The 2338-nt window shown below is 58.3% G+C and carries 3 protein-coding genes; all 3 read left to right on the forward strand.

What is annotated here, in order from left to right; all coding sequences use genetic code 11:
• Nucleotides 1–100: 100 nt before the first annotated feature.
• Nucleotides 101–1525, forward strand: coding sequence for a form I ribulose bisphosphate carboxylase large subunit (locus NW820_RS03030; protein WP_011434138.1), 1425 nt, complete (start codon nt 101–103; stop codon nt 1523–1525).
• Nucleotides 1526–1591: 66 nt separating this feature from the next.
• Nucleotides 1592–1999, forward strand: a complete 408-nt coding sequence (rcbX, locus tag NW820_RS03035; RefSeq protein WP_011434137.1) for a RuBisCO chaperone RbcX — start codon at nt 1592–1594, stop codon at nt 1997–1999.
• Nucleotides 2000–2007: 8 nt separating this feature from the next.
• Nucleotides 2008–2338: ribulose bisphosphate carboxylase small subunit (locus tag NW820_RS03040; protein ID WP_011434136.1), on the forward strand; the 331-nt coding region annotated here is incomplete at its 3' end.

The following is a 2338-nucleotide window of genomic DNA, read 5'->3' on the forward strand; positions in this document are numbered from 1 at the left end:
AAACTCGGTGGTCTTGAGTTTTGGCCCTGGGTTTTTTCCTCTTGGTTGCATCCGTGAATGGCATTTTCTGGTTCTGTGATTCGTTCAGAGGGAGATCAACGTGGCCTATTCAGCAACCCAATCCAAAAGCGGCTATCAAGCCGGTGTGAAGGATTACCGACTCACCTATTACACTCCCGACTACACGCCTAAGGATACCGACGTCTTGGCCTGTTTCCGAGTTACCCCTCAACCGGGCGTTCCTCCCGAAGAGGCGGGGGCAGCCGTGGCGGCTGAGTCTTCGACGGGCACCTGGACAACGGTATGGACCGATTTGCTTACTGACTTGGATCGGTACAAAGGCCGCTGCTATGACATCGAGCCGGTTCCCGGCGAAGACAACCAGTACTTCTGCTTCGTCGCCTATCCGCTGGATCTGTTCGAGGAAGGCTCGGTGACCAACATGCTCACCTCGATTGTGGGCAACGTTTTTGGCTTTAAGGCCCTAAAGGCGCTGCGGCTGGAAGATGTGCGGATCCCGGTGGCCTACCTGAAAACCTTCCAAGGCCCTCCCCACGGCATTCAGGTGGAGCGGGATAAGTTGAATAAGTATGGCCGTCCGCTGCTGGGCTGCACCATCAAACCCAAGTTGGGCCTTTCTGCCAAAAATTACGGGCGGGCCGTGTATGAAGCTCTGCGGGGCGGCCTGGACTTCACCAAAGATGACGAAAACATTAACTCCCAGCCCTTCCAGCGCTGGCGGGATCGCTACTTGTTCGTGATGGAGGCTGTCCACAAGGCCCAAGCGGAAACCGGCGAGATCAAGGGCCACTATTTGAACGTGACGGCGCCCACCTGCGAAGAGATGTTCAAGCGGGCCGAGTTTGCCAAGGAGTTGGGCGCCCCTATCATCATGCACGACTACTTGACAGCTGGCTTCACTGCCAACACCAGCTTGGCCAAGTGGTGCCGGGATAACGGCATTCTGCTGCACATTCACCGGGCCATGCACGCGGTGATCGACCGGCAGAAGAACCATGGCATCCACTTCCGGGTGTTGGCCAAGTGTTTGCGCATGTCCGGTGGCGACCACCTGCACTCCGGTACGGTGGTGGGCAAACTGGAAGGCGACCGCGCCATCACGATGGGCTTTGTGGATCTCATGCGGGAAAACTACGTAGAGGCCGATCGCTCCCGCGGCATTTTCTTCACCCAAGATTGGGCTTCCATGCCAGGGGTGATGCCGGTGGCTTCCGGTGGGATCCACGTTTGGCACATGCCGGCGCTGGTGGAAATCTTCGGCGACGACTCGGTGCTGCAGTTTGGCGGCGGAACCTTGGGACACCCCTGGGGCAACGCGCCGGGCGCAACCGCCAACCGGGTGGCCTTGGAGGCTTGTATCCAAGCTCGTAACGAAGGTCGAGACCTGGCCCGTGAAGGCAACGACATCATCCGGGAAGCAGCCAAGTGGTCGCCGGAGCTGGCGGCTGCCTGCGAGCTGTGGAAGGAAATCAAGTTCGAGTTCAAGGCCGTCGACACCCTCTAGAGATCTGCTGGGGGCAAGGGATCCCTACGGTTCTCTTGCCCTACTGGCTCCCTCCCTGGATCGGCAATGGATCTGAAACAGATCGCCAAAGACACCGCCAAGACCTTGATCAGCTACCTGACTTATCAGGCGATGCGCACGGTGCTGGCTCAACTGAGCGAAACAGATCCCCCCAGGGCTCTTTGGCTACAGCAGTTCTCCGCTCGGCAAAACCTTCAGGATGGGGAAGCCTACCTGCGGGCTTTGCTGGCTGAGCGTCCTGAGTTGGCCTATCGCATCATGACCGTTCGTGAACACATTGCTGCGGAGGTGGTCGATTACCTGCCGGAAATGGCCAAAGCCGGCATCCAGCAAGCCAACATGGAGCACCGCCGCAATCATCTAGAACGGATCACCTCAGCAACAGGATCCCTACCCGTTACCCACCCGGAAGCGGGATCCCCCCCACAAAACCCTAGGCTCGAAACGGAGTGACACCGATCATGCAAACCTTACCAAAAGAGCGCCGCTACGAAACCCTCTCCTATCTGCCGCCGCTGACGGATCTGCAGATCATCAAGCAGGTGCAGTACATCTTGGATCAGGGCTACATCCCGGCCATAGAGTTCAACGAATCGTCTGAACCGACGGTTCGCTATTGGACGCTGTGGAAGCTGCCCCTGTTCAGCGCCACTTCTCCCCAGGAGGTGCTCAGCGAAGTGCAGGCTTGCCGCAGCGCCTACCCCAACTGTTTCATTCGCGTGGTGGGGTTCGACAACATTAAGCAGTGCCAAGTGCTCAGCTTCCTGGTCTATAAGCCCAGCGGCCTGCGCT

This window comes from Synechococcus sp. R55.7 (genome assembly GCF_047461955.1).
Lineage (GTDB): Bacteria > Cyanobacteriota > Cyanobacteriia > Thermostichales > Thermostichaceae > Thermostichus.